This is a genomic window from Arsukibacterium sp., from assembly GCF_033722355.1.
Classification (GTDB): domain Bacteria; phylum Pseudomonadota; class Gammaproteobacteria; order Enterobacterales; family Alteromonadaceae; genus Alishewanella.
Window position 1 is genome coordinate 1 of the sequence record NZ_JAWVZF010000139.1, and the last position, 7,688, is coordinate 7,688.

General features: G+C 45.9%; 5 protein-coding genes and 1 tRNA gene. 1 reads left to right on the forward strand and 5 read right to left on the reverse strand.

What is annotated here, in order from left to right:
• Positions 1-29: 29 nt before the first annotated feature.
• From R3177_RS11585 to R3177_RS11605, 5 genes are all read right to left on the reverse strand, one after another.
• Positions 30-115 (reverse strand) — tRNA-Leu (locus R3177_RS11585).
• 125 nt (positions 116-240) lie between these two features.
• Positions 241-1,188: an isopenicillin N synthase family dioxygenase gene (locus R3177_RS11590; protein WP_318971188.1), complete on the reverse strand. Its 948-nt coding sequence runs from the start codon at positions 1,186-1,188 to the stop codon at positions 241-243.
• Positions 1,189-1,204: 16 nt separating this feature from the next.
• Positions 1,205-2,413: a NupC/NupG family nucleoside CNT transporter gene (locus R3177_RS11595; protein WP_318971189.1), complete on the reverse strand. Its 1,209-nt coding sequence runs from the start codon at positions 2,411-2,413 to the stop codon at positions 1,205-1,207.
• A 20-nt stretch (positions 2,414-2,433) separates the two neighbouring features.
• Positions 2,434-3,066 carry a uridine kinase gene (gene udk / locus R3177_RS11600; protein WP_318971190.1) on the reverse strand — a complete coding sequence of 211 codons (633 nt, stop codon included), beginning with the start codon at positions 3,064-3,066 and terminating at the stop codon, positions 2,434-2,436.
• A gap of 124 nt (positions 3,067-3,190) precedes the next feature.
• A complete protein-coding gene (locus R3177_RS11605) occupies positions 3,191-6,310 on the reverse strand; it encodes a TonB-dependent receptor domain-containing protein (protein WP_318971191.1) in 3,120 nt (1,039 codons plus the stop codon).
• Positions 6,311-6,681: 371 nt separating this feature from the next.
• On the opposite strand from R3177_RS11605, the gene R3177_RS11610 reads away from it, so the two are divergent.
• A partial coding sequence (locus tag R3177_RS11610) for an endonuclease/exonuclease/phosphatase family protein (RefSeq protein WP_318971192.1) occupies positions 6,682-7,688 on the forward strand: 1,007 nt, incomplete at its 3' end.

Genomic DNA, 7,688 nt, shown 5'->3' on the forward strand with positions numbered 1-7,688 from the left:
ACAAAAAAACCGGCCATGGCCGGTTAATTTGGTGCAGATGGAGAGACTCGAACTCTCACGCCTTGTGGGCACAAACACCTGAAGCTTGCGTGTCTACCAATTCCACCACATCTGCGTATGTTTCGCACCAGGTGCTTAACATGGCGAGCAGTATAGCGATTCAAAAAAACTAGTCAACTACTGAATTCAACTATTCTGCTCGTTTTCACCCGTTCGCTTATTTGCTGAGCAAGCTGGTGCTTACTTCGCCTTTTTCAGCAAACCAATTTCCTCCAGACGCTGCATTAAATAGTCGTTGGAATTAATCGGTTCAGGATAGCGATTAGGCCGTGTCTCGCTAATACAAGTCTCCAGTGTTTCAATAACATAATCCGGATTAGGGTGCATAAAAAACGGAATAGAATAACGCGGCTCACCCGCTGCAGCTCCCGCTGGGTTAACAACGCGGTGGGTAGTTGACGGCAGGACATGGTTAGTCAGCCGCTGCAGCATATCACCAATATTAACCACTATCGTGCCTTCAATAGTGGTTACCGGTAACCAGCTGCCATCACGGCGCAGAATTTCCAGCCCGGCTTCATTAGAGCCCACCAGCAATGTGATCAGGTTGATATCTTCATGCTGGCCAGCACGAATAGATTCGGTGGAGGTATCTTTAATCGGCGGATAATGAATAGGCCGCAATATTGAATTGCCGTAATCGACTTTATCAGCAAAGTAATGCTGGTCCTGCCCCAGATACAACGCTAACGCTTCAAGTACCCGATTACCCAGCTTTTCCAGCTCGGTATAAAGCGTATAAGTTGCCTCCTGAAACCCCGGCACTTCAACCGGCCAGACATTTGGATATAAACACGGGTGTGGTGCAGGCCCCTCCAGTTCACGGCCAACGTGCCAGAACTCTTTTAAATCAGGGTGGTTAGAGTCTTTGGCTTTTTCAACACCAAAACCGGTGTAGCCCCGCGCGCCCCCCTGCCCTGGCTTATGATATTTTGCTTTAACCTCATTGGGTAAGGCAAAAAACTGTTTAATTGCACGGTAAGTATTTGCTACCACCTCGTCAGAAATTCCATGGCCACTAATGCCGCAGAATCCAAATTCAGTGTAGGCTTTGCCAATTTCGGCAACAAAGTTATCTTTGTCGGTGGCAAACCGTCTTATATCTAACGTTGGAACTTGCTGTGTCATATAAAAGACCTGTTTGTTAGCCTAAGGAAAAAAAGAGTCCTGCAATTGCAGCACTCATCAGATTGGCCAATGTTGCAGCAAGCAGGGCTTTTAATCCCAGCTCTGCAATATCGGCCCGGCGTCCCGGAGCCATACCGCCCAGACCGCCTAACAAAATGGCAATTGACGAAAAGTTAGCAAAACCACACAAGGCAATAGTCACTATTACCTGAGTGTGAGCACTTAACTGATCTTTCACCTGCACAAAGTCGAGGTATGCGACAAACTCATTAATAACCAGTTTCTGGCCAATAAAACTGCCAGCGAGCCGGGCTTCTTCCCAGGAAACACCCAGAACAAAAGCCAGAGGTTGAAAAACATAGCCGAATATCAGCTGCAGGGTCAGATTTTCATTGCCAAACCAGCCGCCTATGCCACCGACAATACCATTTACCAAGGCAATTAAGCCGACAAAAGCCAGTAACATAGCACCAACATTCAGTGCCAGCTGCATGCCACTGGAAGCACCGGCAGCCGCAGCATCAATCACATTAGTATGGGGCTTCTCGGTGCTGATTTCAGCCAACTCATTTTTTGGCTGCTCAGTTTCCGGCAATATTATTTTTGCCATTAAAAAACCACCCGGCGCCGCCATAAAGCTGGCCGCTATCAGGTATTTCAGCTCAATGCCTAAGCCGGCATAACCAGCCAGTACGGAACCGGCTACCGATGCCAGACCACCGACCATAACCGCAAATAACTCCGAGCGGGTCATCGTCGGAATAAACGGTTTGACAACTAACGGCGCTTCGGTCTGACCAACAAATATATTAGCCGCTGCTGACATCGACTCCGGCCGGCTGGTACCTAATAACTTTTGTAAACCACCACCGATAAGCCGGATAACCCAGCTCATTAACCCGATGTGGTATAAAACCGCAATTAACGATGAGAAAAAGATGATGATCGTCAACACATGGATGGCAAATATAAAGCCCTGAGAAAAATTGCCTAAGTCACCAAATAAAAACTGAATACCGGCATTGGCATAACCAATAACATTGGCGACGACCTGCGATATACTGTACAGCACGTCCTGACCGAACGGCACGTAAAGGACGAAAGCACCAATTGCCAGTTGTATACTAAAAGCACCACCCACCGTGCGCCAGTTTATCCTGCTGCGATGTGTTGACGCCGCAATAGCTACCAGTAACAGAGCAAAAATGCCCACTAATCCCATCATATGTTAATCCCTGATTATTATTATTCTGCCAGTAACTGGCGAATTTTTGCTTTTATAATATCAATAGCTATCTGATTTTTGCCGCCCCGGGTTACCACTAAATCGGCAAATTGTTTAGAGGGAGCGATAAACTCAAAAAAGGCGGGCCTTACCGTCGTTTCATACTGCTCGGTTACCGATGCCAGACTTCTGCCACGATCTTCCAGATCACGTTTAATCCGCCGTAACAGACAAATATCTAGTGGCGTATCCATAAATACGCTGATATCAAACTGCTGACGTAGTTTTTCATCGTTAAGTAGTAAAATGCCTTCCACTAAAATAACTTTCGCAGCATGCACTTTAATTGTCTCATCGAGGCGAGTATGCAATTTATAGCTGTACTGTGGCATCTCAATACTTTGGCCTGCGCGTAAACGCTGCAGATGTTCAACCAGCAAGCCGTGTTCAAATGCAGAGGGATGATCGTAATTGGTCAGAACCCGCTGATCAAAAGATAAATGACTTTGATCCCGGTAATAAGCATCCTCAGACAGAATCGCAATTCGTTCCCCACCCAGTTCTGCTACCAGCTCCTGGTATACTGTTGATGCAAATAAACTTTTGCCAGATGCCGACGCACCAGCAATAGCAATAATAGTATTCTTAGCCACAACATCGCCTACTTTGCGAAAAACAGCTGGCAATTATCGCTAATAATGCGACAGATAGAAATAAAAACAGCTAAAAAAAATGCCAGTCGCAAGACTGGCATTTCAGATCACAATTTAACCCAGATTAGAAGCGGTAGCTTACACCCACTTTTAAACGCCAGGTTGAATCGTCAGTATAGAACGTATCCCAGTTGCGGGTATTGGTAGACGGGTTACCATAAACATACTGGCGGGTCGCCGGGTCTATCGTAAATTCAACCAGTTCAGTAGTACCAAAGTTACTGCCGTAAACCTTACCTTTAGAGCTGTCCAGCAGATTAATGAAGTTATCCACTGTCAGGTAAACAGTACCTTTATGACCTTCTTTAAAGCCAGGCACTTCCTGACGGATACTTAAATCCAGCGTCGTCACCCACGGGGTAGTGTTTACACCTTTAGGTAAGTAGCCACCAGCATACTTATCTAAACCAAGCGCATTAATGGTATTAAAGAAAGTCGCTTCTGCTTCTGGCGAGGTGAACCGTACGTTTGGATCACCCTGGGTAGGAATATAAGGCAGGAACGCATCATTTGACGTACCTGGACTTAACAAACCATAGGGATCACGACCAGGACCACTGCGACCATCTAAATCGTTACCATCTGCATAGTAAGTAATTGGCTTACCTGAGCGACGCTCAAAGAACATATTAATGTTGGTTGCATAGCCTTCGAAAAACTCATGCTTGTAACCAAAATTCACCACAAAGCGGTGCTCTGTCTCAAATGTCGACCGGCCCACAATGGCTTCGTTACGGTTTATTACTGTATTAAAACCATAGTTACTGCTGGCAGTCGAGCTGGTGCTGGTGTGCGCATCAGTAATGTCCTGATTGGTGTATGAGGTTGTTACACTAACACCATTGTCCCAGTTTTTATTCAGGATAGTAGTGAATACGATCGAGCGGCCATCTTTATCAGCATTGGTCAGCATCAGATCGCGGGTGCTACCATCTTCATCGTCATAAATGATCCGGCCACCATCTGCGGTAGTACCATCTTCATCACCAAATAAGCTGGCGTCTTGCCAGAAAGCGGTATTTTCGCCTTTTTTGTACATCAGCTCGTTGGTCCACAGGAAGTTGTCACCCAGCATCGGGATATCAAACCGGTAATCAGCAGCAACCTGTACCCGCCAGTCTGAAGGTAAGTCGAAGTTAGGGTCTGTAAAGTTCGTGCTGCCATAAGTCTGAGCGTTGGCTACAGCATCACGTAATTCTTGTGGCACCTGAGTCAGACTGACATTGGTAAAATCTTCACCGCTTACCCGAGCTATACCGACACCAGGATTCGAATACGAGTTAGACACCCATACTGTTGGCTGACCACCAGAGAAGCGACCAAAGCCACCACGAACCACTAAATCATCTGTTGCATCCCACTTAACGGCAAAACGCGGCAGTATGATACCAGTACCATCCAGGTTTTCACTGTTGTCTAAACCACCGGTTCTGGCCGCCATTTGATCATTAAATAATGGCTTATCATCAGACGCCAGCATTTCATACCGGATACCAAAGTCGATAGTGATATCAGTACTGAAAGCCCACTCGTCATGGACATAAAATGCATGTTCATCGCGGACAAAAGACGCTGCAGCATCATTAGGATCTAAGCTGTTAGCGTTTTGGTAATCAATTTCCTCAGCGATACGGTTTTCAAAGTCTTCCAGACTGGCAAATATGTATTCACCCTTGGTCCGCTGTAAGAACAGGTTAAATATATCCAACCGCTTAAACTGATAACCAAAACTAACGCTGTGGTCACCAATTAAGTAGTCAGCATCTAACGCCATTATAAAAGTTTTCTTTCGAAGGTCATTAGAGTGTCTTGAATAATCAGAACCCAGCGCAATATCGCCAGAGTCGGTTTCAACCAAAACATCACCAAAATCACCAAATGATGCCTGGGTTGTTGGGTTATCCATATAAGTCAGACTGAACTGAGTTGATAAATCAGGAGTCCAATCTGAATATAACTTAAACGCATAGTTCGTCAGTTCTTCAATACGGTTATACCAATGTGACGATAAGCGCAGCTCAAATGGATTAGAACTCTGGTTAGAGGTGCGATTGCCTTTGGTGTACTGGTACGTAAACGCAGCACGGTGCTCGTCAGTAATATTCCAGTCTAATTTTAACAGCAACTTCTCATCGTCAGTCACCGGAGCCAGATCCCATACGCCCGGATCAACATTGTAAACACGTTGCGCAATATCCCGTACTGCCTGATAGTCGGCCAGACTGGCTCTGGACTGGTTTGGCGCAGAACTGCCTGCTGGTCCCCATTCTACAGGTGAATTCGCTTCATAGTACTCATAGGAAATGAAGTAGAATAACTTATCCTGCACTACAGCGCCGCCTAACGTTGCACCATAGGTTGTTTCATCAAATTCGATTGGTATTTCTGTACGACCATTTTTAGGTGTACCGGCTAAGTCATCATTTTGTGTTTCATAAAATACTGAGCCAAACGTTTCGTTGCCACCTGACTTGGTCACCGCATTTATTTTAGCGCCCTGAAAGCCGCTGTCTTTCGCGTGAAATGGTGAAACGTCAATAGTAATTTGGTCAATAGCTTCTAAAGATATTGGCGAGCGCGTCGTCGGATAACCGTTTGCATTCAGGCCAAAATCATCATTCTGGGCAATACCATCCACTGAAATACTGTTAAAACGTGGATTGGTGCCCGCCACGCTCAGTTCGCCATCTTTGGACGATAATACTGCCAGTGGGTTGTTACGAACGATGTCTTTAATATCACGGTCAAAAGTTGGGGCATTTCTGATGTCTTCAGCATCGAAGTAGCTGTTACTACCAATATCCTGGGCAACGATAGAACGTCCGGTAACGGTAATACGTTCAACCTGCTGAGCCGGCTCTACCTGGGCGGTTAAACGTAAGGTATCGTCCAGCGACAAAAAGACGTTATTGTAGGTTTTCACACCCTGATCACTGGTAATAGTAATTCTGTAAGGACCACCTACCCGTAAACCCATACTTGAAAACGCGCCGGCTTCGTTAGTTACAGCGCTTGAGCGGGTACCTGATGGCAAATGGACAATTTCCACCTTGGCATTTGCTATAACCTGCCCTGCAGGCCCGATTACATTACCACGGACACCTGATGAGGTATCATTCGCCATAGCGATATTTGCTGACCCTAATGCCAGAGTCACCGCCAACGCTAAATGTTTTATTTTCATATCGTTTTCACCTGGTAGTTAAAAGTAGTGTTCTAATTCCGTTTGAATACATATGCTGTTTTCAATTTTCTATCTGGGGCAAAGTGTAACTAATCTTTATGTCATTTTCGTTACACGACAATTTAACCGGGAACTTTTAAGCTCTTCTTTAGTCAAAAGGCGCCTGTCACGCAAGTGTAACATGACTGGTCGGTGTTGCGAATGATCACATCTTAAATTGCTCAAAAAAATATCGGTCGTCAGCTTAAATATGCACGATACTGGTTTTTTAATTATTACGCCGTTATGCTGAGCGACCATTTAAACAATGTCTTTTACCTATGCTTAAACAACTTTATATTGGCTTAATATTAATAATGCCTGGAGTAGCTATGGCCACTGCAACTGCTGAGGTTAAAGTCGCCACCTTTAATGTCAGCATGGAGTCAACCAACTACCTGCCCGCCGGTCAAACCGGTAATGGCAAGATATTGGCCCGCATTTTAGCTGATGGTGATAATCAACAGGTAAAGAACATAGCAGCCATTATTCAGCGGGTGCGGCCGGATATTCTGCTGCTGAATGAATTTGATTACATCGCCCAGCCAGAGCAGGGTATTCAGGCCTTTATTAATAACTACCTGAATAAGTCGCAACAGGGTAGCGAAGCAATAGATTACCCTTATTTTTACTATGCAACAGTCAATACCGGCCAGCCAAGCCCGTTTGATCTGGACAATGATGGCCGGGCCAGCGGAGTGGGTTCTGATGCCTGGGGTTTTGGTTATTACCCGGGACAATATGGCATGGCAATTCTGTCTAAGTTTCCGATAGACAAACCCAATGTAAGAACATTTCAGCACTTTAAATGGCGCGATATGCCAGGCTTTATGCCCACGAGAAAACCGGATGGCAGCCCCTGGTACAGTGAAGAAGCGTGGCAACAGATGCCGCTTTCTTCCAAGTCACACTGGGATGTCCCTGTTATTGTTAACGGCAAGACGGTACATCTGCTGGCGAGCCACCCGACACCACCTGTTTTTGATGGCCCTGAAAACCGCAACGGCATTCGCAACCATGACGAGATACGCTTCTGGCTGGATTATCTTAATCCGGAAAAAGCCGGCTACATTTATGACGACAGCGGCAATACCGGTGGTTTGGCTAAAAAACAACGCTTTGTATTGCTGGGTGATTTAAATGCCTCTGCAGATGGTGACGGTGATGCTATTAACAGTGCAATAAAAGCCCTGGTTAGCCACGACAGAATAAAACAACGTTTTACCCCGGCAAGTTTGGGTGCGGCCGAAAATGCCCCGGATGTTGCACATGGTAAATACCATACCGCCGGCTGGCGGATGCGGGCTGATTATGTGCTGGCTTCAGATTATGGCTTTGA

What these genes read in the sequence shown, in the direction of transcription:
- R3177_RS11595 (WP_318971189.1), bottom strand. Translation starts at nt 2,413, where the DNA reads ATGATGGGATTAGTGGGCATTTTTGCTCTGTTACTGGTAGCTATTGCG.
- R3177_RS11605 (WP_318971191.1), bottom strand. Translation starts at nt 6,310, where the DNA reads ATGAAAATAAAACATTTAGCGTTGGCGGTGACTCTGGCATTAGGGTCA.
- R3177_RS11590 (WP_318971188.1), bottom strand. Translation starts at nt 1,188, where the DNA reads ATGACACAGCAAGTTCCAACGTTAGATATAAGACGGTTTGCCACCGAC.